Below are 25,601 nucleotides of genomic sequence, written 5' to 3'. Positions count from 1 at the left end.
ACCGGCACGCCCGCGAGATCCGCGTTCGTTTCGCTCGGTAGAACCTCCGCGTCCCCTCGCCCGGCCTTGGACCGTTTGAAGGCGACTCGGAGAACACTACCCCTGTGCGACCACCTCGGCAACCCGAATTCTCGGTGGCCTGGGTCACATCGCTTCGGGCATCCAGATCAGTTGAGCACGACCCCGGCACCGGTGCCCGGAGCGGCGTACAACCACTCCACTTCCAGGGCCACCGCCGTGACGGTCGCCGGCGGATACCCGCCCATGCCCGGGTGGCCCAGGAAGTCGGAGGCCAGCTGCGCCACCGTGGGGTTGTGTGCGACCACCAGTACCGTCTCGGCCTCGGCCGGAACGTAGGTGATCAGTTCCAGGAGTGTGTCCGTGCCCGCGGAGTAGACGGCCTCGCTGATGTCGATCTCCGGCCGCGTCCTCGGTTCCAGGGTGCCGAGCACCCCGTCCAGCGTCTGGCGCGTGCGGCGCGCGGAGGAGCAGAGCACGTGGTCGGGTGTGTACCCCTGCGCCGCGAGCATGCGCCCCACGGTCTCCGCCTGGGAACGGCCGCGGTCGGTCAGCGAGCGTTCGGCGTCGTCGACACCGAACCCGGCCTCGGCCTCGGCGTGCCTCATCAAGAGCAGTGTGCGGCTCACGGGGACACCGCCGTCGCGACCACGGCCATCACACCGATGAAGCCCACCATGATCCCGACGACCATGAACAGGCCCTTCATCCCCTGCACGGGAACCACCCCTCAGCTCGGAACGCTTCGGCGCGGGGGCACAACCCTCCGACCGCGCCGTTCCCTCAGGCTAGGGCGCCGTCCCGACCGGTCCTCACCGGCCCACCACAGAGGGACGGCCGCCCGGGGAGGACCCGAGCGGCCGTGCAGAGGTGGTCGGCCGGACCGACCCCGGCGTCAGTCCTTGCTGTCGCCGGTCGTGGCCTCCTGGGGCTCACCGTTGTTGCGCGGGCCGGGCACGTCGTCGCCCGAGCCCTCCTGCGGGGAGTCCTTCGGCGCCGCACCTTCACCGGCGCTCGCGGGGTCCGTCTCGGTACCCGCGCCCCGGTTCTTCGACCAGAGGACCGCACCGACGAGCACGCCGACCGCGATCAGCGTGACGGCCACCCGCAGGACGATGTTGTCCGCGAAGATGACGACGCTCGGAGCGATGATCAGCGCCACGAGGTTCATGACCTTGAGCAGCGGGTTGATCGCCGGGCCCGCGGTGTCCTTGAAGGGGTCGCCCACCGTGTCGCCGATGACCGTGGCCTCGTGGGCCTCCGAGCCCTTGCCGCCGTGGAAGCCGTCCTCGACGAGCTTCTTGGCGTTGTCCCAGGCACCACCGGAGTTGGCCAGGAAGACCGCCATGAGCACACCGGCTGCGATGGCGCCGCCCAGGAACGCGCCCAGCGGGGCGTAACCGAGCGCGAAGCCGACCGCGATCGGTGCGAGCACCGCGAGCAGACCCGGCGTGACCAGTTCCCGCAGCGAGTCCTTCGTGCAGATGTCGACCACTCGTGCGTACTCGGGCTTCTCCGTCCCGTCCATGATCCCGGGGCGTGTGCGGAACTGGTCGCGCACCTCGAGCACGACCCGGCCGGCAGCGCGTCCGACCGCCATGATCGCGAGACCGGAGAAGAAGAACACGACGGCGGCGCCGATGATGACCCCGACGAGCACGTCCGGGTTGTCCAGGGAGAGGGAGAAGACCTCGTCGTCCCCGAGCTGTTCCTGCACGGAGGTGCGGAAGGCCCCGAACAGCGCGGTGGCCGCCAGGACCGCCGTCGCGATCGCGATGCCCTTGGTGATGGCCTTCGTGGTGTTGCCGACGGCGTCGAGACCGGTGAGGACCTCGGCGCCCTTGCCCTCGACGTCCCCGGACATCTCGGCGATGCCCTGGGCGTTGTCGGCGACCGGGCCGAAGGTGTCCATCGCGACGATGATGCCGACCGTGGTGAGCAGACCGGTTCCTGCGAGCGCCACTGCGAAGAGGCTCACGGTGATGGAACCGCCGCCCAGGAGGAAGGCCGCGTACACGGCGCCGGCGATGAGCAGGGCCGAGTAGACCGCGGACTCCAGACCCACGGAGATGCCGGAGAGGATCACGGTGGCAGCTCCGGTCTCGGAGCTCTCGCCGATGTCCTTGACGGGACGGCGGTCGGTCTCCGTGAAGTACCCGGTGAGCAGCTGGATGGCGGCGGCGAGCACGAGACCGATGAGGACCGCGCCGATCGCGACGAAACGCGGGTCGGGGCCGGCGCCGGTCAGGTCCTCGAGCACGCTGTCGCTCACGCCGGTGAGCTGGTCGAAGCTGGAAGGCAGGTACCAGAACGCGGTGGCCACGACCAGGGCGGCGGAGATGCCCGCGGAGGCGAAGAAGCCGCGGTTGATCGCCGACATGGCGGTGCGGTCCTTCACCTTGGGTGCGACGAGGAAGATGCCGATGACGGCGGTGATGACACCGATCATGGGCACGAGCAGCGGGAAGACGAGGCCCTCCACACCGAAGGCGACGCGGCCCAGGATGAGGGAGGCCACGAGCACGACCGCGTAGGACTCGAAGAGGTCGGCGGCCATGCCCGCGCAGTCGCCGACGTTGTCCCCGACGTTGTCGGCGATGGTGGCGGCGTTGCGGGGGTCGTCCTCGGGGATGCCCTGTTCGACCTTGCCGACGAGGTCCGCGCCGACGTCGGCGGCCTTGGTGAAGATTCCGCCGCCCACACGCATGAACATCGCCAGGAGCGCGGCACCGAAGCCGAAGCCCTCGAGCACGATGGGGGCGTCACCGCCGTACATGAGCACGACGACGGCGGCACCGAACAGGCCGAGGCCGACGGTGATCATGCCCGCGACACCACCGGTGCGGAAGGCGATGCGCATCGCACTGCGGTTGGCCTGCTCGTCCCCGCCCCGGGCGGCGGCGGCCACACGCACGTTCCCGCGGACGGCCAGCCACATCCCGATGAAGCCGGTCGCCGCCGAGAGGATCGCGCCGAGTGCGAAGAACACCGACCGGCCGATCATGATCTCGGTGGAGTCCGCGGGGAGCAGCAGAAGGAGGAGGGGGATGACGACGACGAAGACCGCAAGTGTGCGGAATTGTCGTTTCAGGTAGGCCCCGGCCCCTTCCTGTACCGCGACCGCGATGTTGCGCATTCGGTCTGTGCCCTGCCCTGCGGCGAGGACCTCACGGACGAGCATGCCGGCCACGGCGAGCGCGAGGAGCGCCACCACCATGACGAGGATGACGAGGGTGAGGTCCATGCCGTTCAGTGGTAGGGCCGTGCCGCTCTCCGCGGCGAGGTTGAGCCCAGACAATCCGTCCTCCTTGAGACGGGCACGACCTTTCCTGCCCCGCACGTGTCATAACGCGTGGAGAAACGGTCGGCCTCTCGGGCTCCGTTCACCGCACGCGAGCACGGCCGTACCGCCGTCAGGAAGGGGCCTGGTCTGGCCCGACGGCACGTCTTGCGGGGTCGGATCGGTGCCACCTTCGGTTGGGGTGCGCACCGCCCGCACCATGCGTCACGGGCGGTGATCCGGGGATTGTACGCAGCACCCCGGAGAAAGGTGATAGTGGATTCGAGATTTCGCCAAGAGAAATCAAAGATGTGATCTCCCGGTGACCCCAGAATTCGGGTGAATCGAACTCGGGGAAATATTCATCTCGAAAAGCCGATCATAATGGCGTAATTCCCTGTTAACGCTAAAGAGTTCACAGGGGTGTACACCACGCACCGAGGCACGAACTCGGAACAGGTACCACTGCCCCCGCAGTCACGGCATGGAACCCGATGCCGGACTTTCTTCCCGCTTGCGGCCCAGCCACAAGGAGGTCAGGCGCTGTCCGTTACTCGACTCCCCGATGGCGCAGGCGCATGCGCGAGGGATCGATGCCCTCCCCCGGTTCCGCCTCCCCGGCGTCGAGCTCATCGGCCAGGGTGCGCGCGAAGGCCGCCACCCCTTCGGCGTCGACACCGTGGGGGGCGGGCGCGAACGGTTCCACCCGGTCGGCCCCGCGCCTGAGCAGCCGGGCGGCGCCGGTCATGTTGCCGCGCTGGGCGTGCGTGACGCCGACGGCGGCCTGCGCGAGCCCGCGCCAGAGTTCGCTCTCCTCGTCGGGTACGGACTTCCAGACCGCCTCCAGGACCTCGTGGGCGGTGAAGGCGTACCCGCCGTCGAGCAGACCCTGGGCCTTCTCGAGCCCTTCGGCGGGGGTGAAGTCGGCGTCGTCGGGGATGCGCTCGACCTCGCCGACGCTGCCGTGGGGCATCGGACGCCCGTAGCGGTCCCTGGGGCGCTGGTTCTCCGCCCTGCCGCTGTCGTTGCGGTCCCTGTCGCCGTTGCCGGTCACCGGTGTCATCCCCTCACTGACGCTCGGGGCGACCCGTCCGGGCCGCCTCGGTCTCGCCCAGCCACCCTATGAGAGCCGACGACACCTCTTCGGGCCGTTCCTCGTGGGGAAAGTGTCCGGCTCCGGCCACGGGGTGCCATCGGTAGGCCGCGGAGACCAGGCGGCGGGAGGCGCTCGCCGCGGCGGGTCGGCAGACGGGATCGTCCTCGCCGTGGATCTGCAGGACGGGCACGCGCACCTGGCGGCGCAGGCCCGACCGGTAGCGGACCCCGTCCAGACGCCAGCGGGACCGGAACAGCCAGCGGTGGTACTCGAGGGAGCAGTGGGAGACCTTGGGGATTGAAAAGGCGAGCCGGTACCGCTCCTCCGACTCCGTGTCGGGCCAGCCCGGGGCCGACCACGCGTCGAGCAGGTCGCCCACACGTTCGCACCCGTCAGCCAGGAGCCGCTGCTCGGGCAGGATCGGGACCTGGGCGGCGAGGAAGTGCTGTGTTCCCGGTCCGCCTCGGGCGAGCGCGCGTGCGGCGCGGAGCGGGTGGGGCGCGGAGACGGCGGCGAGTGAGCGCACCGTCTCCGGGTGGTGGGCGGTCATCGTCCATCCGACGAGCCCGCCGACACCGTGGCCGACCACGGCGGCGTCGGCTGCTCCGAGGGCGCGGACCATGCCCGCGGCGTCCTCGGCCAGGGTGGGGAGGTCGTAACCGCGGGGGGTCTTGTCGCTCGCCCCGTACCCGCGCATGTCCACGGCGGCCGCGCGGTAGCCGGCGGCGGCCAGGGCGCCGATCTGTGCTCTCCAGGCCCACCAGAACTGGGGGAAGCCGTGCAGGAGGAGGACGAGCGGGCCCTCACCGGCCTCGGCGACGTGGAAGCGGGCCCCTGCGGCGCCGATGGTGCGGTGGGTCCAGGGGCCGTCCACGTAGGCGGCCGAGTCGTCCAGCACGGTGCGGCGCGATCAGCGGCCGGAGGGCGCCGGGGCCTCCGCGGGTTCCTCGGTGTCGGTCACCGCGGTGGCTCCGCCCTTGGGGGGACGGACCTCGCCGCGGATGATCGCCATGAGGCGGGAGGAGGTGACCGCCGTCCGAGCAAGACCCTGCCTACGGCGGAAGTTGATCACCGCGACGAGCACGAAGACCAGGGCGACCAACAGGTAGAAGAGGGTGACGATACCCAGGGACGCCCAGGCGGGGAGCCCGAAGATCTCGTAGATGCCGAACCCGGCCGTGACCGACAGCAGGATCAGGAAGATGTGGAGGATCACTGCGGCGGCGAGGAACTCCCCGATGCCCTTGCCGATGCGGACGGCGTCGTGCTTGGCCTCCAGCTTGGCGAGCCTGAGCTCGAGGCGCACCAGCCGGGACAGGTTGCCGGTCGCGTCGCTGAGCAGCTCGCTGACGGAGCGGTCGGCACCGCTGGAGGCGCCAGGTTCGCCGGCACCCGGCTTGTCCACCATCGTGGGGGTTCCCTTCTCTCGTCCGAACACGCGGATGATCCTCCGCATCCTCGCACATGCCCGACCACCGCCGTCCCTCACGGCACGCAAAAGCCGGGGCTTCGGTTTCGTCACGTGGGTGAGCGGGAACGGCGCCCCGGCCATTCGGAGGTGGCCGGGGCGCCGTTCCTGGTCACGTTGGCGGTAGGGGCTGCTGCCCTACTTCTTCGGGAGCTGCTTGGCGATCACGTCCATGATCGAGGCGTCGGTGAGCGTGGAGGTGTCACCGATGTCCCGGTGCTCGGCGATGTCGCGCAGCAGGCGGCGCATGATCTTGCCGGACCGGGTCTTGGGCAGTTCCGGCACCGCCAGGAGCAGGGCGGGCTTGGCGATCGGGCCGAGCGAGGATCCCACGTGGTTGCGCAGTTCCTGGAGGAGCTCGTCGGGGACGCTCTCCTCGCCGCCGCGCAGGATCACGAAGCCGACGATGGACTGGCCGGTGACCTTGTCGGCGGCACCCACGACCGCGGCCTCGGCGACCTCGGGGTGGGAGACCAGGGCCGACTCGACCTCCGTGGTGGAGATGTTGTGGCCGGAGACGAGCATGACGTCGTCCACGCGGCCGAGGAGCCACATGTCGCCGTCCTCGTCCTTCTTCGCGCCGTCACCGGGGAAGTACAGGCCGGGGAACCGGGACCAGTAGGTGTCCTTGTAGCGCTGGTCGTCGCCCCAGATGCCGCGGAGCATGGACGGCCAGGGCTCGCGCACGACGATGAACCCGCCCTCGCCGTCGGGGACGGAGTTGCCCTCCTCGTCCACGACGTCGGCGGCGATGCCCGGGATGGGGCCCATGGCGGCGCCGGGCTTGCCGGAGGTGACGCCGGGCAGGGGGCTGACCATGATCGCGCCGGTCTCGGTCTGCCACCAGGTGTCGACGACGGGCGTCTTGCCCCCGCCGATGTTCTGGCGGTACCAGACGTAGGCCTCGGGGTTGATGGGCTCACCGACCGAGCCGATCACCCGCAGGGACGACAGGTCGTACTTCGCGGGGATCTCCTCACCCCACTTCATGAAGGTGCGGATCGCGGTGGGCGCCATGTAGGCGATGGTGACGCCGTACTTCTCGACGATCTCCCAGAAGCGGCCCTTGTGCGGGGTGTCGGGGGTGCCCTCGTACATGACGACGGTCGCGCCGTTGGAGAGCGGGCCGTAGACGATGTAGGAGTGCCCGGTCACCCAGCCGATGTCGGCGGCGCACCAGTACACGTCGGTCTCCGGCTTGAGGTCGAAGACGGCCCAGTGCGTGTAGGAGGCCTGGGTGAGGTAGCCGCCCGTGGTGTGCAGGATGCCCTTGGGCTTGGCCGTGGTGCCGCTGGTGTACATGATGTACAGCGGGTCCTCGGAGTCATGCCCCTCCGGGGTGTGCTCGGAGCTGGCACCGCCGACGGCGTCGTGCCACCAGACGTCGCGCTCGTTCCAGTCGACGTCCTGGCCGGTGCGGCGGACCACGAGCACGTTCTCGACGGCGGGGCGGTCGGCCACGGCCTCGTCGACGGCCGGCTTGAGCGAGCTCGGCTTGCCGCGCCGGTACCCACCGTCCGCGGTGATGACGAGCTTGGCCTGGCTGTCGTCCAGGCGCTGGCCGAGGGCGTCGACGGAGAAACCGCCGAAGACGACCATGTGCACGGCACCGATGCGGGCGCAGGCGAGCATCGCCACGACCGTCTCGGGGATCATCGGCATGTAGATCGCGACCCGGTCGCCCTTGCCCACGCCCAGATCGGTGAGGGCGTTGGCGGCCTGGGAGACCTCGTCGCGCAGCTCGGCGTAGGTGATGGTGCGGCTGTCGCCGGGCTCGCCCTCCCACTGGATGGCCGCGCGGTCGCCGTTGCCGGCGTCGACGTGGCGGTCCACGCAGTTGACGGAGGCGTTGAGCTTCCCGCCCACGAACCACTGGGCGTAGGGCGGCTGCCAGTCCAGCACGGTGTCCCAGGTGCGCTCCCACTGGAGCCTGTGCGCCTGCTCCTCCCAGAAGGCGAGCCGGTCCTCGTCCGCACGCTCGTAGGCGTCCGCCTTGACGTTGGCGTGCGCCGCGAGCTCCTCCGGCGGTGGGAAGCTCCGGGTCTCGTGGAGAAGGTTGGACAGTGTCTCCTGGCTCGGGGGAGTGCTGTCAGCCACTGTGATTCTCCTTACGTCGGCTGGTTCACACCCAATTAATCATGTGTCCAGTGGCCGCGTGAACAGGTGGAGCCGGGTGGGACGCCGGGTCCCGGGCGGGGAGCGACGAACGGTCGGCGAGCGGTCGCCGTGCAGCGACGAGCGGTCCGGTCGGCCCGGTTCCGGGAGGTGGCGGGGTTCGGGGCGCGGCTGATGGAGAGGGTGTTACCGACGCGTAGTGTGGTTTTCGTGAGCGAAACGACTTCTGCCTCCCTGTCCGACCCGCTGGCTCGGATCGCCGAACTGCCCGGCGTGAGCGACGCGGTCGCCGAGACGCGGACCCTGGTCGACCGTCTTCTGGGCCACCGGATCCTGCGCCGCCGCAGCGCCGACGTGTCCACGGAGTCCTCGCTGCGGGGCGCGTGTGCCTCCGCCGCGCTCGAGGGCGCCGAGGTCGCGATGGACGAGATCCGCGAGGGCCACGTGTACGACACCCGGATCAAGGGTGCGCTGCGGGCCTCCGGTGAGATCGGGACCCTGGTGGACACCTGGCCGAAGGCGCCGGGCCAGGTGCTGGCGCGCCTGCACACCCTGGCGGCGGCCGACGCGGTGACCGCCGATGCGCTCGGGCGTCCCCGCACGGCGGGTGAGCGCGTCGAGGACCCGCTGGAGATGGGCGAGGCTCCCCCGCCCGAGGCCGCCCTGGCGCGGATGGAAGGGCTGTACTCCCTGCTCCGCGCACGGACGTCGGTCCCCGCGCTGGTGACGTCGGCGCTGGTGCACGGCGAACTCATGTCGATCCGCCCGTTCGGGTGGGGTGACGGCCTGGTCGCGCGTGCGGCCGAGCGCCTGACCCTGGTCGAGCGCGGGCTGGACCCGAAGTCGCTGGTGCCGTCCGAGCTGGGTCACCAGATGCTGCGCGAGGAGTACGCGCCGGCGCTGCGCCAGTACATGAGCGGTACGCCCGAGGGTGTGGCCGCGTGGGTCGTGCACTGCTGCCGTGCGGTGCGTGCCGGTGCGCAGGATTCCCTGGCCACGTGTGAGGCGCTGAAGCGGGGCTGATCCGGGCGGGGACCTGCGGCCGTTCGGTCGAGGGGCCCCGACACGGTGAACGGCGCCCCGGGAACGTGTCCGCGGAGGCGCCGTTTCCGGCACTGGGCCGGGTGATCATGCGACCTGTCTTCTGTGCGGTCCGGGGCCGCCGCTGCGAGCGGTCCTCGGGGCACCTGCCTTGTCACGGCTGAGTGGCGCGTGGGTACCCGGCCTCGTGTCGGGGTGGTTCTTCGCCACCGTTCTGTTTCCTTGGTACCCGAGTGGACGCCTTCGCGAGAAGGGGCCCTGTGCGTTCTTTCCCCGACGTTTGCGCAGGCCATAGCGGATTACGCCGGGAGCGGTGGTGGTGCGCGGCGAGGCCCGGGAACGGTGGGCGACGAGACAGGCGACCACGGTTGTCCACAGGCGTGAACCGGCTCTTCCGTCGGGCTCCGCGCCGGTGGATTCTCGAAGGGTGACCCCAGCCCTTCGGAGGCACCGTTGGACCCACAGCCCCGCCCCCTCATCGCCACCGACGACCCCCATCTGCTCGACGACCTCCTGCGCCTGGCCTCGGCCGCCTCGGTGGAGGTGGACGTCGCCCGCACCGTCGACCGTGCGATGCGCCTGTGGACACGTGCGCCCCTGGCTGTCGTCGGTACCGACCTCAGCCCTGCGCTGCGCGCCGCCGATCCCCCTCCGCATCCGCGCCTGGTCGTGGTCTGCCGGGGCGACGCGACGGACACCGGACGCCACGAGGGACTGCTCCTGCTGCCCCGGGACGAGGACGAACTCGCCGGGCTCTTCTCCGAGGCCGCCGAGGACGGAACCTCACCCGCACCCACCCTCGCCGTGGTCGGCGGGCGCGGCGGGGCCGGAGCCAGCCTCCTCACCGTCGCGCTCGCGCTGGCCGGCGAACGGGCCGGTCTGCGCACCGCCCTCCTCGACACCGACCCCCTCGGATGCGGTGCGGACGTGTACCTGGGGTGCGAAGGGCTGGAGCGGCCCGCAGGGTGGGGCGACCTGCTGCACCGCAACGGGCGGATGCGGTGGCGCGACCTGTCCCCGCGGTTGCCCGGGACCAGCCACGTCTCGGTCCTGACCTGGACGCGGGGTGCCGGGGGCGAGCGCCCGCTCCCGGTCGGTGCGGTGCGCGCCGCGCTGGCCTCCGCCCGGACCGGTGCCGACCTGGTCGTGGCCGACCTCCCACGCTCCTTCGACCCGGCCACACGGGTGGTACTGAACCGCGCCGACGTGGTGTTCGTGGTCATCCCTGCCGACGTGCCCTCGGTCGTTGCCGCCACCCGGGTGGCCGACCGGTTGCGGGAGGAAGCACCGGTCGTGCGGGCGGTGGTGCGCGGGGCCGGCGGGGAACTCAGCGCCGAGGTCATCGCCGGAACCCTCCGGATGCCACTCGGCGCCGACCTGCCGCCGGAGCCCGGGTTGGCGCGCACGCTGGCCTCCGGTCAGGCGCCCGCCCGTCGTCCGCGTTCCCCGTTGGCCCGCTTCGCCGACGGGGTGATCGGTGCGCTGCCCCGGTCGAGGGCCGTGTCGTGACGCCGCCCGATGCACAGACGCTCACCGACGCCGTGCGGAACCGGTTGGCCGCGGCGGGTTCGGCGGTCACCCCGTCCACGGTCGCGGCGGCGCTGCGGGCCGAGGGCGGGATCCTGGGCGACACCGAGCTTCTGCACCTCACCCAGCGCCTGTCGGCCGATCTGGCCGGTGCGGGGCCCCTGCAGGAACTCATGGCGTCGGGGGTGACCGACATCCTGGTCAACGCCCCGGACGAGGTGTGGATCGACGATGGAGGGCTGCGCCGCACGGACGTTCGGTTCGGCTCGGAGGAGGAGCTCAGGCGGCTCGCCCAAAGGCTCGCGGCACGGGCGGGTCGTCGCTTGGACGCGGCGGTGCCCTACGTCGACGCGCATCTGCCGGGCGGGGTGAGGCTGCACGCCGTCCTGCCCCCGGTGTCTCCGTCGGGCACACGTATGTCGTTGCGGTTGCCGCCCGAACGCTCCTTCACGTTGGCCGACCTCGTGGAACGCGGGACGCTCACCCGGCGGGGCTCCGGGTTGTTGGAAGCCCTGGTGCGGTCGCGGGCCGCCTTCCTGGTCACGGGCGGGACGGGCGCGGGCAAGACCACGCTCCTGTCGAGCCTGCTCTCCCTCGCCGATCCGGGGGAACGGATCGTGCTGGCGGAGGACTCACCCGAGCTGCGGCCGGACCACCCGCACGTGGTCCGGTTGCGGACCCGGCCCGCGAACATCGAGGGCAGTGGCGAGATCGGGCTGGACACCCTCGTCCGTCAGGCGTTGCGGATGCGCCCCGACCGGTTGGTGGTCGGTGAGGCGCGCGGGGCCGAGGTCGTCTCGCTGATGTCGGCGCTCAACACCGGACACCACGGCGCGGGGACGCTGCACGCCAACGGGGCACAGGACGTCCCGGCGCGGATCGAGGCGCTCGCGTGTTCGGCGGGGTTGAGCCGGGCTGCGGCGCACAGCCAGCTCGCGGCGACACGGGTGGTGATCGTGCACCTGGCACGAGGGCGGCGGTTGTCGCAGGTGGGCCTGCTGTGCCGCGCTCCGTCGGGGTTGGTGGAGGCCTCTACCGCGGTGGCCTTCGCGCCGGACGGTGCCTGTGACGAGGGTCCCGGGGTCGCGGAGTTGGACGCGCGGTTGGGGGCGTCGTGGAGGTCGGGGCCGGCCAGGGGTGTGCGGTGAGGGTCTTCTCGGGAACGGGGTGCGGCCGTGGTGGTGCTGCTGGTGTGCCTGGCCGGGGTGATCGGGTTGGCGCTGCTCCCGCGTGCGCACCCGGCGCTGCTGAGGTCCTCGGGCGGTGTTGGGTTCCCACGGGTTGCCGACCTGTGGGAGCGGTGGCACGACCGGGTGCGGGCCGCGCGTCGGGGAGGAGAACGGCGGCGGGCGGTCATCACCCTGTGCCGCACGCTCGCCGCGGAGCTGCGGGCCGGGCAGCCGCCGGAGGAAGCGCTACGGCTGGCGGTCCTCCAGGCGGGGCCGGCGGTGGGCGCGGTGTCCGACGCGGCGTCGCTGCGCACGGTGGCCGAGAGCGATCCGGACCTGGCCGCGCTGTCGTACCTGGCGGTGTGCTGGGACGTGGCGGCGGAGACCGGTGCGGGTCTGGCCACGGTCGTGGACGGGTTGGCGGAGAACCTCACCGAACAGGAGGAGCAGCGCGCCGAGGCGTTGGCCCGCACCGCGGGACCGCGAACGACCGCTTTCGTGCTCAGCGGGCTGCCGGTGGTGGGGGTGCTCATGTCCGGAGGGCTGGGCGGCTCTCCGCTGGCGTTCCTGTTCACGACCCCGTTGGGCCTGGCCTGCCTGGTGGGCGGGGTCGCGTTGGACGTGCTCGGGGTGTGGTGGACGGTGCGGATGCTGCGGGGTGCGGTCGCCACACGGTGAGGGGGTGAACAACCGGTGGGTCTCGCGGTGTGGTCGGCCCTGTGCGCGGCAGGGGCGGTGTGGCTCCGGAACGGGTCCGGGCAGAGGCGAAGGTTGCGGTCGTTGACCGGTGATCCGGCGCGGGGCCGATCGTTCGCGCCGGTGGTGCGTGCCGCTGCCGGCGCGGGTGCGGCCCTGGCGGCCGTGGGCACGCTCGGTGTGTTCGGGGGTGTCGTGGTGCTCGGGGTGTGCGGGGTGCTGTGGTGGCGCCTGCGCCGTCCGCGTCATCGACGCCTGCCCGTGACCGCGGACCTGCCGGTCGTCGTGGGGCTCCTGGCGGCCGGGATGCGCGCCGGCGCCACCCTGCCCTCCTGTCTGGCCTCGGTGTCGCGGGCGGCGCGGGGCGAGCTGGGCGCGGAGCTGGCGGGGGTCGCCGAACGCCTGCGGCTCGGGGCGTCCCCCGAAGCGGCGTGGGAGAGCCCTGCCCTGCCCGAACCGCTCGTCGCCGTGGGTCAGGACCTGGCCCGCGCCGCGGACACCGGCGCTCCGGTGGCCGACCTTCTGGACCGTCACGTGGTGGACCTGCGCCGGGCCTGGCGTGCGCGCGGTGTGGCCCGTGTGGAGCGGCTGTCGGTACTGGTGGTGGCGCCGCTGGGCCTGTGTTTCCTGCCGGCGTTCGTGCTCATCGGCGTGGTCCCGGTGGCCGCGGAGCTGCTGTGGAGCGCCCTGGGCTGAGCCCGCGTCGGCGAAGGGGTGCCGGGTGGGCCGGGGGCGTGTTCCATGGGCGTCTTCCGCCGCTTCGACCGACTGTCCCGCTGGAGGCGTCCGTCGAGGGTGATGAACGGCGACGGGCGGGACAGTGGTGCTGTCGCAAGACCCAAGAAGCAGGCCCCCGCTGTGCACTGCTTCGCGAGCTCAGCACTATCGCGCAGCAGGGGGCCGGCCCGGACCTGCCGTTGATCGATGAAGAACACAGCGAGAGCGCCGCTGGGGCGACGCGCACAAGAAAGCGCTGCGCCGGAGGCGTCGTTCGAGGACGGCGGCGGGTTCCGTGTGGGACGGCGTTCCCCGGGGGTCCTAGGCCTCGTCCTCGCTGAGTCCGTCGATGATGTCGTCCAGCACCAGGGCCCGGTCGGCCTCGGACATCAGTCGCAGTTCCCGGAGCGCGGGAAGTGTGTCCACGCTGGTGGCACGGGCGCTCTCGACCGTGCACACCCGCATGCAGTGCTGGGTGGGGACACCCCAGAAATCGCGCTCGTCGATGGGGGCGATCCGGTAGACGTTGGCGGGGTAGCGCGGTGTGCGCCCCGGTGATCTCCACTGTTGGACCCGGGCCAGGACGAACCCCGTGATGAGGGAGTCGAACATGCCGCCCGAGACCAGGTCGTCGAGGGCCTCGTGGTCACCCTCGCACCGGCACTCCTGACACCCGGCGAGCTCGGCCCGCAGAAGCCAGCGGGCGCGCGCGTGGCTCACCTCGGTGGTACGGAGTTTGCTCGGGTGTCGGTGTCCCATACTTACGGAGGGTACGGCGCTTCAGGGCGGGGTGTGCGGGGCCGAGGCCGTGTGGCGTGCGTCAACCGAACCGCCGTGCGGACGGCCGTCGGCGACGTCCCAGGTAGGGCTCGGGAAAGCGGGGCCAGCCCACCGACAGGCGCAACCCGAGAACGAGGAGGGCCAGGACCGCGAGGAGCCCGGTGGAGACCCGTCCCAGGGCTCCCGAGGCGGTCGCGGCCGGCTCCGGGCTGGCCACGTGGCGGACGACAGGGGTCGCCTCACGGGGCGACTCGGACGCAGTGCCCGGCGTCGGGGACGCGGCGCTTCTCGGGACGGAGGGTGAGGGATCCGGTTCCGGTTCGCCGGTGGGTGGAGGACGTCCTCGATCGGAGCCGTACTCGTCGGAGACCGGGACGGTTCCGGGGTCGGGCCCACCGTCCGCGGGGACGAGGGCGGCCGCACGGGGTTGCGAACCGGGTTCGGTGGGTCCGGTGGCGTGCGGTGGCGCCCCGCACAACAGCAGGGCGCACACCAGGGTCGGGACGGGGCTCATCGCTCCACCTCGGACGTGTCGGCTTCGTGGGCCGGACCGGCGCGGGCGTGGGCGCTCACGTCGCGATCCAGGACGGTCGAGGACACCGTGACCGTGACGTCGACGGTGTGGCCGTTGAGTTCGCAGGAGACGAGGGAGGCGTCGTTGGCCTCGGCGGTGGCGCGGGCCCCGTCACAGGCCTCGGATACACCGTGCACGGCTCGTGCCGCGGCGGCCAGTGCAGCGAGGTCGGCCGCAGTGGTCGCGCGGTCCCGGTCGAGGCGGGAGGCCGCGACCGCGGCGGCCGCGAGGGTGACGGACCAGAGGAGCAGGCAGAGGCAGACCCACCAGACGGTGGCCGACCCAGTGTCGGTGCGCACGGCGTCTCACCCGCCCACCTCCGCCGGTCCCGGTTCCACGGGGACCGCCGCCGTTCCCACCAGTTGCACGGGAACGGCGACGACGGAGCCGACGGTGAGTTCGGCGCGGACGGTCACGCGGGACATGTCCGAGCCCCCTTCGAGGTCGATGTCGGCGCCCTCCGGGGCGGCCGACAGGGCCAGTTCCCGTGCCCGGTCGTCGCTCTCCCCCCGGGCCAGGGCACGCGCCCCGACACGTGCTGCGTCGGAACAGGCGAGTTGGGCCGAGGCGGCGAGCACCACACCGAGGCACAGCGCCAGGAGGAGCAACAGGGACGGCAGGACCATCGCGGTCTCCATGGTGATCGAGCCCCGGTCACATGCCGGAGCTGAGCGCGTCGACGACGATGTCGGTGAGGACCTCGGTGACCGTGCCGCCGGTGAGGATGACGTAGAGCACGCCCGCGAACGCGACCGCCGTGACGGTGCCGAGTGCGTACTCCGCCGTCGACATCCCGGCGTCGCAGCGCGCACCCCGGCGCGGTCGGCGGCGCACCGGGCGACGAAACCAGGCCCCCTCGGCGAGGAGCGCACACCGCTGGGCCGTGCGCCAGACCCGCGTGCGCGCACACACGCGTCCGAACCCCATGGCGACACGGGTTCCCGGGCCGGCCTTCGGGCCGGGGCCGCCGGACGGCACGCACGCCGGCGCGGGGCCGTCGTCGCCCGGGGAGCGGCGCCGGGAGGGCGCAACCGGCCCGTGGGCGTCGGGGGTCCCGACACCTGACGACCGCGAGGGCTCGGCCCCACGCGGCGCGCAGGCGTCGTCCCCCGGAGGACGCGGCGACAGGATCACGGCTCCGGTCCCCGTCACGGAACCCTCGTGGGGGTCCCGTCCCTGACGGGAGGTCTCGGAAAGCGCAGTGCCTCCGGGGTTCCCGTCCCCGATCGGCGCCTCGTGGCCCCTCAGCGCGCTGCTCGGCGCGAAGAGGCCGTCGGCCGGAGGCCGCGGGAGCGGAACCCAGGTACCGCGGTGGGGAGCACCCGCGGCCGAAGCTCGCCGCTGCGGCGCACAGGTCGAGTCAACCCGAGCGCCGACCGTTCCGTACGAGCGCCCCGGGTCGGCCGTCGTCGGCGTCGTGCGCTCGGAGTGCCCGGGGACCCCCGACGCCGTGACAGGGGTACCGGCGGAGGATGCCCGATCGGTGCCCAGGGGGCCCTCCGGGCAGTCCCCATCGGGGTCGTCGTCACTCTCGTCCTCGGGAGACGCGGGTGGTGCCGCCGCGGCCCCCTCCGCGAAGTCGACCGCACACTCCGCCCCGCGCACGGAATCCGGGGTTCCCGCGGGCCCCGGCCTCTCGGGGACGGGCGCCTCGGGCGCCTGATCCTCCATGGACTGCCGAGACGGAACCGGATCGGCCGGGTGGTCTCCACGTCCGTTCGGGTCGCTCGAGCGAGGCATCGCGCCCGCGGACTTGCGAGTGGGCAGGGGCTGATACGTCGTTGCGTCCGGGCGGGCCGGACCGGTGGCCTTCAGCGACCCCTCGAGAACCTCCGAAGGCTGCTCCGCGGTCGCGCCGCTCGGGCGCGGGGCCCGGTCCGAGGGCTCCCCGGGAGTCGAGCACGGCTCGCTCGCGGTCACCGGGGTTGCCGGTCCCTCAGAGCCGACCGGCGCCTCCGCGGCCGGCCCGGTGTCCGGGACCTCACGGCGTTCCGGCAGCGGCTCTCCTACCCCCTTCTTCCGCCGGAACGGGACAGGTGCGTCCGGGGACGGCGGAGCGGGTTCGGGGTCCGTCGGGTTCTCCGGATGCCCGGGCAGACCCGTCAACCCCTCGAGGTCCGCAAGACCTGCGAGACCCGAGAGGAGTCGGTCGGCGAGAGGCGTGCCGTCGGGGAGACGGTGGGTGTCACCGGTGTGCTGAGCGCCGTCCCTGCCGTCTCGGCTGCCCCGACGAGGGGGGTCGGGCGGACCGCAGGTCCTTGCCACTCCGTCCGGCGACCGGCGAGGGAGAGGTCCCGGGCCGCAGACGGGCGACGGGCCGCTCGTCTCGGCGGCCAGGTCCCAGCCGCGGACGCCGCCCGGGACCGCGCGGGCATCACCGTCGACGGGCTCGTGGAGGTCGTGGAGGTCCCTCCCCTCACGGAGGGGCCCGTCACGGTACTTCTCGTCGAGGTGCTCGAACCCGGGCAGCGTCAGCTGCCGGGCGTGCGGTTCGTAACGGCGGGCGCGCGCCGCCCGTGCGGGCCGCGCCGGCTTCGGCCGACAGGTGTGACCCGGGGTTCCCGTGTCAACGGGGCCGGAGCCGTGGTCGGGGTGGGACATACGTGCAGCCATGGGGGCCTTCCTGCTCGCAGGGTGGACCGGGCGGTGTCCGGTCCATTCCAGGTTCGGTCGGCCGGGACCGGAGCGGAAGGTGTGATTTCTGGGCTGTGGACAACGGGGGAAAGCCCTGTTCAGAGGCGCGAAGCGGGGGCCGCGGGAAGGCGCACGGCCCCCGAACCGCAAGGGGTCGGGAACATTCGGCGGACAGCACGTGACCCACTCGCCCGCCCCGAGCCCGAGCCAGAACGGAGCGTCCGGCACCCCGCAGCGATCCCATCAGGGACCGTCCACAGGCTGTGGACGGCCGTCCGGCTCCTCGAGCACGGCGTCCAACAACCGCAGCGCCCCCGCCTTGTCCAGAGGCTCGTTCCCGTTCCCGCACTTGGGCGACTGGATGCACGACGGGCACCCCTGTTCGCACTCGCAGTCGGCGATCGCCCCGCGTGTGGCCGCCAACCACTCCCGCGCGGCGGTGTAACCCCGCTCGGCGAAGCCGGCGCCGCCCTCGTGCCCGTCGTAGACGAACACGGTCAGCTTCCCGGTGTCCCCGTGCACGGCGGTGGACACCCCGCCGATGTCCCACCGGTCGCAGGTCGCCAACAGGGGCAACAGACCGATGGCCGCGTGCTCGGCCGCATGCGCCGACCCCAGCAGCGGCACGTCCTGCCCCCGCAGGCGCTGCTCGGCTTCGGCCGGAAGCGTCCACCACACCGCACGGGTGTCGAGCGTGCGCTCGGGCAGGTCCAAGGGCTGTTCGCCGAGCACGGACCCGGTCCGCACGTCCCGCTTCAGGTACCCGACGACCTGCTGCACGACCTGCACCTCGCCGAAGTGCACGACGGCGCCGCTCGGCCAGGTCTGGCTGCGCAGCGTACGGCGCACGGTGATGTCGGTGGTGTCCCGCGCCCAGGTGCTGTACGGCGGGTCCTCCGCGTGCACGAGCGCCACCCCCTCGTCGAGATCGAGGTCGTCGACGAGGTAGGTCTCCCCCTGATGGAGGTAGACCGCGCCCGGGTGCACGGTCCCGTGGGAGGCCGCCTCGTCGATCTCCCCCATGAGCTGTCCGCTCGCGGTGTCGACGATCTGGACCGGACTCCCGCCGGAGCCACGGATATCGGCGAGGTCACTGGCGCGTTCATGACTCGTCCAGAACCAGCCCCTCGGGCGCTTTCTCAACAATCTCTTCTCGACCAGGGCACCCAGACGCTCCTCGGTACTGGGTCCGAACAAAGGGAAGTCCGCCCGGCCGATCGGGACCTCCTGGGCCGCTGCGCACAGGTGCGGATCCAGGATGTGGGGGTTTTCCGGATCCAGGACCGTCGCCTCCACCGACTGACCGAAAATCGCGGACGGGTGATGGGCGAGATAGGTGTCCAGCGGATCGTCCCGGGCGATGAAGGCCGCCAGTGCGTTGCCGCCGCCCCGTCCGGCACGGCCGGCCTGCTGCCACAGCGACGCCCGCGTGCCGGGCCACCCGGTGATGAGAACGGCGTCGAGCCCGCTGATGTCCACCCCCAGTTCCAGGGCGTTGGTACTGACCAGCCCCAGGAGCGCGCCCGTGCGCAGGGCCCCCTCGAGCTCGCGCCGCTCCGAGGCCAGGTAACCACCGCGGTAGGCGGCCACCCGCTCGGCCAGGCCCGGTTCGCCGCGGTCCTGCAGGATGCGCTGCGCACCCAGCGCGACGATCTCCGCGCCCTGCCGCGAGCGCACGAACACCAGCGTCCGCATCCCGTCCCGCACCAGGTCGGCGAGCATCTCGGCCGCCTGCGAAGGCGCGGTCCGCCGGATCGGGGCACCGTGCTCACCGGTCATGTCGGTCAGTTCCGGTTCGACCAGGGCGACCGACATCGACGGCCGCGGGGACCCGTCCTCCGTGACGGCGGTGACCTCGGCCCCCGTCAGCCGCGACGCGCTCTCGGCCGGGCTGCCCGAGGTCGCCGAGGCCAGCACGAACGTGGGCTCGGACCGGTAACGGGCGCAGATCCGCCGCAGCCGCCGCAGGATCAACGCGACGTGGGAGCCGAAGACCCCCCGGTAGTGGTGGGCCTCGTCGACGATCACGTACTTCAGCCGCCGCAGGAACCGCGACCAGGCGGCGTGCCGGGGCAGCATGCCGTGGTGGAGCATGTCCGGGTTGGTGAGCACGTAGGTGGCGTGCTCGCGCACCCAACGCCGGCCCTCGGCCGGGGTGTCACCGTCATATACGGCCGCTCTGACCTCGGGAAGTTCGAGGTCCGATATCCAGCGCAGTTGGTCGTGCGCCAGCGCTTTGGTGGGCGAGACATAAAGCACCGTCCCACCGGAGTCGATCGCCTCCGCAGCGGGCAGGAGGAAGGAGAGTGACTTCCCCGAGGCAGTACCCGTGGCTATGATCACATCACGGCCCGAGCGGGCCAGGTCTGCGGCGGTGATCTGATGGGACCACGGTTTTGTGATCCCACGGGCCATCAACCGTTCGACCAGGGGCGGGGCCACCCATTGCGGCCAGTCCCCGCTCTCCCCCTCGCTCCGGGCCACCCGCTCGATGTGGGTCACCTGCGGGTAAGGGGTATCGTCACGCCACACCCCTGGGAGCACCGGCTCCGGCCGTCCCATCCGAGACCCCTCCTCAGTGGATTCGTTCCCGGCCCACGAGGCCCCGACCGACCGAGCGTGGGGCGCTGATGGACATCCGGTTTCAGTGTGACACCCGGGGGAAGAGAGCCGCGGTGTCACGGTTTTTCTGTGCATCACAGGAAGACTCGACCGGCACCCGTGGTTGAATGCGTGCTGGTGGGGTAACGCCCGGCAGAGATCATTCGCGATGAATTCGCGGTTCGGCGCTGGAGGACTAGTGGACTTGAAGCTTGATCATTACACCGAGGGCGACACCGAGATCGTCGTCGTTGAAGGTGAGATCGACGTCTATACCGCGCCCCGGCTCCGCGAGCTGCTGATCGACCTGGTCAACAAGGGCAACTTCCACCTCGTGGTCAACATGGAGAAAGTGGAGTTCCTCGACTCGACCGGCCTCGGTGTGCTCGTGGGCGGGCTCAAGCGCGTCCGTGCTCACGACGGGACGCTGGACCTGGTGTGCACGCAGGAGCGCATCCTCAAGATCTTCCGGATCACCGGCCTGACCAAGGTCTTCGGTATCCACAACACGGTCCAGGAAGCCATCGACAAGCGTTCGTCGAAGTAGCCCAGAGCGAGCGATGGCAACCATCACGCTCACGATCAGCGCGCTCCCGGCCCACGTGCGCACGGCGCGGCTCATGGCCGCGACGGTCGCCCGGCGGGCCGGTGTCGCCGCCTCCGCGATCGACGAGATCAGGCTGGCGGTCGGAGAGGCGTGCTCCCGGGCGGTGGCCGCACACAAGGTCCACTGCCCCGCACAGCCGATCCTGCTCCAGCTGATCGACGGCAGCGGAACCGACACGTCCTCGGAGCCCGACGACGGCACGGCGGAGAAACTCCTGCGTGCCAACGGCATCACCACACGGCGTTTCGAGGTCGTCGTCACCGACCGTGCCCCCGCGAAGGGGAGCGAGGAAGCCGCCAACCCGCCGCCCCTCGACGGGTTGTTCCTCGACGGCGACGACACCCCTCCCGGCGGGATCTCCGGATTCTCGCCCGGCCTGGGGCTGGCGGTCATCACCGGTCTGGCCGACGAGGTCAAGATCGAACCCGATGACGAGGGCACGGTCGTCCGCATGAGCTGGCCCGTGCTCCCGGAACCCTCCCCGGACCCGGGCGCCAACTAGGGCCTGAAAGACCTGCGAAGGGGCGCCTCTCCCGCTCGGGAGGGGCGCCCCTTCTCGTGTGTCGAACAGAACGAACACCGCGCCGCCAGGCGTCCGCCGAGGGCGGTGGGGTGGAAGGGTCAGTCGCAGCGCTCCGCGGACACCTCGGCGTCGTTCTCGAGGCCCTCCCGGGCGTTGTCGGCGACCTCGTCCGCGGTGAGCACGTAACCGGTCTCGTCCTCGTTGGTGGCGGCGGCGAAGACCACCCCGTAGACACTGCCGTCGGGTGCCAGGAGCGGCCCGCCGGAGTTGCCGGGCCGCACGACGGCGCGCACCTGGTAGATCTCGCGGCTCACCTGGGTCTCGTGGTAGAAGTCCGGCCCCTGCGCCATCTGCTGGGCCCTGATGCGCGCGGGGACGGCCGTGAAGCCGCTGTTGCGCGGGAACCCGGCCACGACGGCGTCGGAGCCCTGGTCGGCCTCGTGGTCGAACTCCAGGGGTTCCAGGTCGAGGTCGGGCACGCGCAGCACGGCGAGGTCCTGCTCGGCGTCGAACAGCACGAGCGTGGCGTCGAGCTGGTGGCCGTCGCGGGTGACCACGCGCAGGTCGTCGGTGACGCCGGCGACGACGTGGGCGTTGGTCATGATGCGGTCGTCGCCGTAGGCGAACCCGGTGCCCTCGACCCGGCGCTGGCAGGACGGCGCGGTCCCCAGCACCTTGACGACGCTGCGGCTGGACTCGATGAGCTCGGGTGTGGTGAGCACGTCCGGGTCGGGCGGGTCGACCTCGGCGAGCTCACCCGTGCCCAGTCCGCTGAAGACCTGCGGGAACGCGCTCTGGTCGACGATGCGGCGGAACTCCGAGAACCCCTGGTGGGCGGACTCGGGCATGAGCGAGTCCACCGACTGCAGGATGCGGGAGTCCTTGACCTGCTGGGCGACCATCGGCAGCGCGGAGTTGGCCACGGTACTGCCGATGAACCAGGCCACGAGCAGCACGGAGAGCCCGCTGACGAGGGCCCCGCCGATCGCGTCGAGGACCCTGGCGGAGTCCCAGGTGACCTTGTTGCGCACGAGGGTGCCCACGTACGAGGAGACGAACTGGCCGAGCGCCGCGGCCAGGAAGACCACGGCGATGGCCAGCAGCGCCTGTTGGCCGGGGTCGGCGAGCCACCCCTGGATGAGGTCGGGCGCGGTCAGCGCGGCGAGGATCCCGCCGCCGATGAAGCCGGCGAAGCTGAACACCCCGACGATGAAACCCTGCCGGTATCCGGTGATGGCAAAAAGCAGGAGCAGGACGACCAGGACCAGGTCGAGCACGGTGCCCTCCAAACGTGAGCGTCAGCCGACCGGCCGTGGGCCTTGCGGGGTCGCCTCGAACACATCGGTGAGACCCTCCCTGCGCCAGGGAAGTTCCCACCCGCCGAGGGTGAGGAGGTTGTCGACGATCGCGCCAGTGAAGCCCCAGACGAGCATGCCGTCCACACGAAAGCCCGGGCCCCACTGGGGCCCGCCGCCGTAACGGACCATGACGCGGTTGTCGGGGTCGGCGAGGTCGGCGACGGGCACCCGGGAGACGGCCGCGACCTCGGCGGTGTCGGTGGGGCGCACCTCGCAGGGGTCGCGCCACCAGCCCAGTACGGGGGCGACTCGGAAGTCGCTGAACTTCAGGTAGAGCTCGGGCAGGCGTCCCACGAGGTCCACACCCGCCGGGACGAGGCCGGTCTCCTCCTCCGCCTCGCGCAGCGCCGCGGCCTCGGGCGAGGGGTCGGAGGGCTCGATACGGCCGCCGGGGAAGGCGGGCTGGCCCGAGTGCCGGCGCAGACCGTCGTTGCGCTGGATGAGCAGTACGTCGGGGCCGGCCACACCCTCACCGAAGAGGATGAGCACCGCCGACTCGCGTCCTCCGCCGCCGGCGGGGGGACGCATCTGCGGGGGGACGGTCATGGTCTGGGCGGAGTCCGCGAGCGCGGCCAGCCAGAGCGGGGTCGGGTTCATGCTTCGGACCTGTTCCGGGGATCGTCGCGCCGTCGTGTGGACTGTGAACAGAGTACAAACCGCGATCGTGTGCTTCCGGGTACGGCGGAAATTCTGTGGACAACTCCCGCACCGCGGTCCGATTCCGGCTGCTCCGCGGCCCCGGTGCCGAGGGGACCGCATCCCGTTCAGGCGAAGGAGCGCATCTTCAGCAGCTTGGTCGCCGTGGCTTCATCGGTGGGCCCCTCGCCGAAGGCCGGGCACAGGGGCGCCAGCACACACGCTCCGCAGGCGGGCTTGCGGGCGTGGCAGACCCGGCGTCCGTGCCAGACGACGCGGTGTGACAGCATCGTCCAGTCGCGCTTGGGGAACAGTGCGCCGACTGCGTGCTCGACCTTGACCGGATCCGTTTCGTCGGTCCAACCGAATCGGCGGACCAGACGCCCGAAATGGGTGTCCACCGTGATACCGGGCACATCGAAGGCGTTACCGAGCAGTACGTTTGCGGTCTTACGTCCTACACCGGGTAGTTTGACCAGGTCGGCGAGGTTTCCCGGAACCTCGCCGCCGTGCCGCTCGCACAGCTCCTGGCCGAGCCCGATCAGGTTGTTGGCCTTGGCCCGGAAGAACCCGGTCGAGCGGATCATCTCCTCCAGCTCCTCACGCCGGGCCGAGGCGTAGGCCTCGGCATCGGGGTAGCGGGCGAAGAGGGCGGGGGTGACCTGGTTGACACGCTTGTCCGTGCACTGCGCCGACAGGATCGTCGCGACCAGGAGCTCCAACGGCGTGGTGAAGTCCAGCTCGGCATGGGCATCGGGGTGGAGCTCGCTGAGCTCCCGGTACATCTTGCGTGCACGGCGCACCAACGCCAGGCGGCTCTCACCGGTGGGGGTGACCGTGTCCGGGTCCGTGTCACGAGGCATCGTCACAGGGTAGACGCCCGGTGTGCACCGCGGACCGTCTTCGGTCCCGCGGGGTGGACCCGACCATCGAGCCGCTCGGTGGCCGGAATTATGTACCCAATGTCCGGTGGCACGGCGCGGACAGCCCTGATACAGGCCGATGTACGACTAGGATCGCATGGGCTGACGTCGGCTGTTGTGGGCGCGTTGTCTCCCGGCGGACAAGCCGAGGTAACGGCCTGGTTTCACACCCGGGTGCGATATACGTCACACTGTTGACGGTCAGGTTTTAGGAGGACGTGTGGTGGACGAAGTCAACGAGGTGCTGCGGAAGGCCCCTCTGTTCGAGGCGCTGGACGAAGAAGACACGGCGGCGCTCCGCTCCTCCGTGAGCGAGGTCCGTCTGGGCCGCGGCCAGACCCTGTTCAACGAGGGGGACGAGGGCGACCGCCTTTACGTCATCCTCAGCGGGAAGGTGAAGCTGACCCGCACGGCCGTGGACGGACGCGAGAACCTTCTCGGCGTGCTCGGCCCCAGCGAGATGTTCGGTGAACTCTCCCTGTTCGACCCGCGGCCGCGTACCGCGAGCGCCGTCGCCGTGACCGACTCGGTGCTGGCGGGCCTGGGCCACGACGACCTGCGGCCCTTCCTCTCCAGCCGGCCGCACGTGTCGCTCCAGCTGCTCAAGTCTCTGGCCGGCCGCCTGCGCCGGACCAACGACGTCATGGCCGACCTGGTCTTCACCGACGTCCCCGGTCGCGTGGCCAAGGCCCTGCTGGAGCTGGCCGACAAGTTCGGCAAGGAGGGCGAGGACGGCCTGCACGTGCACCACGACCTCACGCAGGAGGAGCTCGCCCAGCTGGTCGGCGCCTCCCGTGAGACGGTCAACAAGGCGCTGGCCGAGTTCGCGCTCCGCGGCTGGCTGCGCATCGAGGCCAAGGCCGTGGTGCTGCTCGACGTCGAGCGCATGCGCCGCCGCGCCCGCTAGCCGGGGCGCAGGCCCGAAGCAGGACGACCGAGGGCCCCGAGCCGCCGGGACGTGCACCGTCCCGAGGGTTCGGGGCCCTCGGCCTGTCCGGGCGCGGAGGCTCAGGACTCCACGCTGTCGGGGATCTCCCCCATCGACACGAGGTAACGCAGCTGAGCCTTGACCGACCACAGGGCAGCGAACGCGAGTTCCTCGGAGATGTCGGGGTAGACGCGCGCCACGACCTCCTCGGCGGTTCCCGCGCCGGCGTTCACGGCGTCCCGCACCTGCGCCAGCCGCGACTCACGGTGATCGATGTAGTGCTGCAGCGCCTGCGCCGGTGCGTTGAGGATCGGGCCGTGGCCCGGCAGGAGCGCGCGCACCCCGTGTTCCTCCACGACGTCGCGCAGCCGGTACAGCGACCGCATGTACGGGGCGAGCCCGTCGTCGCCGTCGATGACGGTCGTGCCGTGCCCCAGGACGGTGTCTCCCGTGAGGAGGGCACCGTCGGCCTCCAGGAGGAAACAGACGGAGTCGTCGGTGTGGCCCGGGGTCGCCACCACACCGAGCTCCAGGCCCTCCACCGTGAGCGTCTGACCGTCCCGTAGGCCCTCCCCCGCCACACGCACGCCGGGGTCGACGGCGTGGACGGGCGCCCCGGTCAGCTCCGAGAGGTAGGGGGCGCCGTCGGCGTGGTCGGGATGGCGGTGGGTGAGCAGCCCGGTCTGGACCCGGCCGCCCTGTTCCTGGACGGTGCGGGCCACCCGCTCCAGGTGGCGTTCGTCGTCGGGCCCGGGGTCGACGACCACGACGCCGTGGGAGCCGGGCTCCCGCAGGACCCAGGTATTGGTCCCGTCCAGCGTCATCGGCCCCGGGTTCGGGCACAGCACACAGGTGGCTCGCAGCGTGCCGGAACCGTCGATCCTCATCACACCTCGCTTCGCTCGCGCGA

At 71.6% G+C, this 25,601-nt stretch carries 24 protein-coding genes; 8 read left to right on the top strand and 16 right to left on the bottom strand.

Annotated elements, in window-relative coordinates; all coding sequences use genetic code 11:
* Positions 1-167: 167 nt before the first annotated feature.
* The 6 genes from IDM40_RS24645 to acs all read right to left on the bottom strand — a co-directional run bounded on the left by IDM40_RS24645 (position 168) and on the right by acs (position 7,959).
* The gene (locus IDM40_RS24645) at positions 168-647 is read right to left on the bottom strand and encodes a SixA phosphatase family protein (protein WP_193124445.1); all 480 of its coding nucleotides are present in this window, start codon (positions 645-647) and stop codon (positions 168-170) included.
* Positions 648-913: 266 nt separating this feature from the next.
* On the bottom strand, positions 914-3,316 hold the full coding sequence (locus IDM40_RS24640; protein WP_193124444.1) for a sodium-translocating pyrophosphatase: 2,403 nt from the start codon (positions 3,314-3,316) through the stop codon (positions 914-916).
* Between the two features lie 532 nt (positions 3,317-3,848).
* Positions 3,849-4,361 (bottom strand): DUF309 domain-containing protein, encoded by a 513-nt coding sequence (locus IDM40_RS24635; RefSeq protein ID WP_193124443.1) that lies wholly within the window; start codon positions 4,359-4,361, stop codon positions 3,849-3,851.
* A 4-nt stretch (positions 4,362-4,365) separates the two neighbouring features.
* Positions 4,366-5,292, bottom strand: a complete 927-nt coding sequence (locus IDM40_RS24630) for an alpha/beta fold hydrolase (protein WP_193124442.1) — start codon at positions 5,290-5,292, stop codon at positions 4,366-4,368.
* A 12-nt stretch (positions 5,293-5,304) separates the two neighbouring features.
* On the bottom strand, positions 5,305-5,802 hold the full coding sequence (locus IDM40_RS24625; protein WP_193124453.1) for a phage holin family protein: 498 nt from the start codon (positions 5,800-5,802) through the stop codon (positions 5,305-5,307).
* Positions 5,803-6,000: 198 nt separating this feature from the next.
* On the bottom strand, positions 6,001-7,959 hold the full coding sequence (gene acs / locus IDM40_RS24620) for an acetate--CoA ligase (RefSeq protein ID WP_193124441.1): 1,959 nt from the start codon (positions 7,957-7,959) through the stop codon (positions 6,001-6,003).
* Positions 7,960-8,151: 192 nt separating this feature from the next.
* Here acs and IDM40_RS24615 point away from each other — a divergent pair, with 192 nt between their 5' ends.
* The 5 genes from IDM40_RS24615 (at position 8,152) to IDM40_RS24595 (ending at position 13,106) form a co-directional block, all read left to right on the top strand.
* Entirely contained in the window at positions 8,152-9,000 is an 849-nt protein-coding gene (locus tag IDM40_RS24615) for a Fic family protein (RefSeq protein WP_193124440.1), read from the top strand.
* A 471-nt stretch (positions 9,001-9,471) separates the two neighbouring features.
* A complete protein-coding gene (ssd, locus tag IDM40_RS24610) occupies positions 9,472-10,527 on the top strand; it encodes a septum site-determining protein Ssd (RefSeq protein WP_193124439.1) in 1,056 nt (351 codons plus the stop codon).
* Positions 10,524-11,693 carry a TadA family conjugal transfer-associated ATPase gene (locus IDM40_RS24605; protein WP_193124438.1) on the top strand — a complete coding sequence of 390 codons (1,170 nt, stop codon included), beginning with the start codon at positions 10,524-10,526 and terminating at the stop codon, positions 11,691-11,693. Before ssd ends, IDM40_RS24605 begins: the two co-directional genes overlap by 4 nt.
* A 27-nt stretch (positions 11,694-11,720) precedes the next feature.
* Positions 11,721-12,392, top strand: a complete 672-nt coding sequence (locus IDM40_RS24600; RefSeq protein ID WP_193124437.1) for a type II secretion system F family protein — start codon at positions 11,721-11,723, stop codon at positions 12,390-12,392.
* Between the two features lie 57 nt (positions 12,393-12,449).
* On the top strand, positions 12,450-13,106 hold the full coding sequence (locus IDM40_RS24595) for a type II secretion system F family protein (protein WP_407940043.1): 657 nt from the start codon (positions 12,450-12,452) through the stop codon (positions 13,104-13,106).
* 342 nt (positions 13,107-13,448) lie between these two features.
* On the opposite strand, the gene IDM40_RS24590 is transcribed toward IDM40_RS24595, so the two are convergent.
* The 6 genes from IDM40_RS24590 to IDM40_RS24565 form a co-directional block, all read right to left on the bottom strand.
* Positions 13,449-13,886 (bottom strand): hypothetical protein, encoded by a 438-nt coding sequence (locus IDM40_RS24590; RefSeq protein WP_193124435.1) that lies wholly within the window; start codon positions 13,884-13,886, stop codon positions 13,449-13,451.
* Between the two features lie 61 nt (positions 13,887-13,947).
* Positions 13,948-14,421, bottom strand: coding sequence for a hypothetical protein (locus tag IDM40_RS24585; protein WP_193124454.1), 474 nt, complete (start codon positions 14,419-14,421; stop codon positions 13,948-13,950).
* Positions 14,418-14,780 carry an Rv3654c family TadE-like protein gene (locus IDM40_RS24580; RefSeq protein ID WP_193124434.1) on the bottom strand — a complete coding sequence of 121 codons (363 nt, stop codon included), beginning with the start codon at positions 14,778-14,780 and terminating at the stop codon, positions 14,418-14,420. The genes IDM40_RS24585 and IDM40_RS24580 overlap by 4 nt, the downstream gene beginning before the upstream one ends.
* 6 nt (positions 14,781-14,786) lie before the next feature.
* A complete protein-coding gene (locus IDM40_RS24575; protein WP_193124433.1) occupies positions 14,787-15,119 on the bottom strand; it encodes a TadE family type IV pilus minor pilin in 333 nt (110 codons plus the stop codon).
* 16 nt (positions 15,120-15,135) lie between these two features.
* The gene (locus IDM40_RS28915) at positions 15,136-15,408 is read right to left on the bottom strand and encodes a DUF4244 domain-containing protein (protein WP_328807119.1); all 273 of its coding nucleotides are present in this window, start codon (positions 15,406-15,408) and stop codon (positions 15,136-15,138) included.
* Between the two features lie 1,950 nt (positions 15,409-17,358).
* Positions 17,359-19,677 (bottom strand): DEAD/DEAH box helicase, encoded by a 2,319-nt coding sequence (locus IDM40_RS24565; protein ID WP_193124432.1) that lies wholly within the window; start codon positions 19,675-19,677, stop codon positions 17,359-17,361.
* A gap of 238 nt (positions 19,678-19,915) precedes the next feature.
* On the opposite strand from IDM40_RS24565, the gene IDM40_RS24560 reads away from it, so the two are divergent.
* Together IDM40_RS24560 and IDM40_RS24555 are read left to right on the top strand one after the other, a co-directional pair.
* On the top strand, positions 19,916-20,263 hold the full coding sequence (locus IDM40_RS24560) for an STAS domain-containing protein (protein ID WP_017610938.1): 348 nt from the start codon (positions 19,916-19,918) through the stop codon (positions 20,261-20,263).
* A gap of 13 nt (positions 20,264-20,276) precedes the next feature.
* Positions 20,277-20,825 (top strand): ATP-binding protein, encoded by a 549-nt coding sequence (locus IDM40_RS24555; protein WP_193124431.1) that lies wholly within the window; start codon positions 20,277-20,279, stop codon positions 20,823-20,825.
* Between the two features lie 119 nt (positions 20,826-20,944).
* On the opposite strand, the gene IDM40_RS24550 is transcribed toward IDM40_RS24555, so the two are convergent.
* From IDM40_RS24550 to nth, 3 genes are all read right to left on the bottom strand, one after another.
* The gene (locus tag IDM40_RS24550; protein ID WP_193124430.1) at positions 20,945-22,123 is read right to left on the bottom strand and encodes a MarP family serine protease; all 1,179 of its coding nucleotides are present in this window, start codon (positions 22,121-22,123) and stop codon (positions 20,945-20,947) included.
* A gap of 21 nt (positions 22,124-22,144) precedes the next feature.
* Positions 22,145-22,801 (bottom strand): NUDIX hydrolase, encoded by a 657-nt coding sequence (locus IDM40_RS24545; protein ID WP_193124429.1) that lies wholly within the window; start codon positions 22,799-22,801, stop codon positions 22,145-22,147.
* 167 nt (positions 22,802-22,968) lie between these two features.
* Complete coding sequence (gene nth, locus IDM40_RS24540) at positions 22,969-23,703, bottom strand: endonuclease III (protein WP_017615716.1); 735 nt, start codon at positions 23,701-23,703, stop codon at positions 22,969-22,971.
* Between the two features lie 280 nt (positions 23,704-23,983).
* Here nth and IDM40_RS24535 point away from each other — a divergent pair, with 280 nt between their 5' ends.
* On the top strand, positions 23,984-24,670 hold the full coding sequence (locus IDM40_RS24535; RefSeq protein WP_193124428.1) for a Crp/Fnr family transcriptional regulator: 687 nt from the start codon (positions 23,984-23,986) through the stop codon (positions 24,668-24,670).
* 101 nt (positions 24,671-24,771) lie between these two features.
* Here IDM40_RS24535 and IDM40_RS24530 read toward each other — a convergent pair whose 3' ends face one another.
* Entirely contained in the window at positions 24,772-25,578 is an 807-nt protein-coding gene (locus IDM40_RS24530) for an MBL fold metallo-hydrolase (protein WP_193124427.1), read from the bottom strand.
* Positions 25,579-25,601 lie beyond the last annotated feature (23 nt).

Source organism: Nocardiopsis coralli (assembly GCF_014892575.1).
In the GTDB taxonomy this organism is placed as follows: domain Bacteria; phylum Actinomycetota; class Actinomycetes; order Streptosporangiales; family Streptosporangiaceae; genus Nocardiopsis; species Nocardiopsis coralli.
Note: the sequence above shows the minus strand (reverse complement) of the source record. Positions and strands in the feature narration are given on the sequence as shown.

What these genes read in the sequence shown, in the direction of transcription:
- IDM40_RS24590 (WP_193124435.1), bottom strand. Translation starts at nt 13,886, where the DNA reads ATGGGACACCGACACCCGAGCAAACTCCGTACCACCGAGGTGAGCCAC.
- IDM40_RS24545 (WP_193124429.1), bottom strand. Translation starts at nt 22,801, where the DNA reads ATGAACCCGACCCCGCTCTGGCTGGCCGCGCTCGCGGACTCCGCCCAG.
- nth (WP_017615716.1), bottom strand. Translation starts at nt 23,703, where the DNA reads ATGCCTCGTGACACGGACCCGGACACGGTCACCCCCACCGGTGAGAGC.
- IDM40_RS24530 (WP_193124427.1), bottom strand. Translation starts at nt 25,578, where the DNA reads ATGAGGATCGACGGTTCCGGCACGCTGCGAGCCACCTGTGTGCTGTGC.
- IDM40_RS24625 (WP_193124453.1), bottom strand. Translation starts at nt 5,802, where the DNA reads ATGGTGGACAAGCCGGGTGCCGGCGAACCTGGCGCCTCCAGCGGTGCC.
- IDM40_RS24565 (WP_193124432.1), bottom strand. Translation starts at nt 19,677, where the DNA reads ATGGGACGGCCGGAGCCGGTGCTCCCAGGGGTGTGGCGTGACGATACC.
- IDM40_RS24615 (WP_193124440.1), top strand. Translation starts at nt 8,152, where the DNA reads ATGGAGAGGGTGTTACCGACGCGTAGTGTGGTTTTCGTGAGCGAAACG.
- IDM40_RS24585 (WP_193124454.1), bottom strand. Translation starts at nt 14,421, where the DNA reads ATGAGCCCCGTCCCGACCCTGGTGTGCGCCCTGCTGTTGTGCGGGGCG.
- IDM40_RS24575 (WP_193124433.1), bottom strand. Translation starts at nt 15,119, where the DNA reads ATGGAGACCGCGATGGTCCTGCCGTCCCTGTTGCTCCTCCTGGCGCTG.
- IDM40_RS28915 (WP_328807119.1), bottom strand. Translation starts at nt 15,408, where the DNA reads ATGGGGTTCGGACGCGTGTGTGCGCGCACGCGGGTCTGGCGCACGGCC.
- IDM40_RS24635 (WP_193124443.1), bottom strand. Translation starts at nt 4,361, where the DNA reads ATGACACCGGTGACCGGCAACGGCGACAGGGACCGCAACGACAGCGGC.
- IDM40_RS24555 (WP_193124431.1), top strand. Translation starts at nt 20,277, where the DNA reads ATGGCAACCATCACGCTCACGATCAGCGCGCTCCCGGCCCACGTGCGC.